Raw genomic sequence first — 279 nt, 5'->3', positions numbered from 1 at the left:
CTTATTGCCACGTTAATGATAATGTGATTAGAGAGCAAACTGATATTTACGAAATTGCTGAAACATTGCTTCAAGTAGCTAATGACAAGTATTTCCCTAAAGACGATACACTGGTTAATAAAGTTGAAAATAATTACAAATGGGTAAGCAAGTTAGAATGGTCAGAAGTTTGTAAGCAATGGATTGAGTATTTTAAAATATTTTAAGCTAATTTTGCATAATGGCAATAACGAAAATAAAAATATTAAGCGATGTATTTAGTTCTGGAAAAAATAAAGC

At 29.0% G+C, this 279-nt stretch carries 1 protein-coding gene; it reads left to right on the top strand.

Annotation, left to right across the window (positions count from 1 at the left end; all coding sequences use genetic code 11):
• Positions 1–206 (top strand): hypothetical protein (locus Q4528_RS13650; protein WP_303522091.1); only part of this gene is annotated, 206 nt, incomplete at its 5' end.
• Positions 207–279: the final 73 nt, after the last annotated feature.

The sequence above is a fragment of the Staphylococcus pasteuri genome, from assembly GCF_030547725.1.
GTDB classification, from domain to species: Bacteria; Bacillota; Bacilli; order Staphylococcales; family Staphylococcaceae; genus Staphylococcus; species Staphylococcus pasteuri.
The sequence above is the reverse complement of the archived record's forward strand: the minus strand, read 5'-3'. Positions and strand labels throughout refer to the sequence as shown.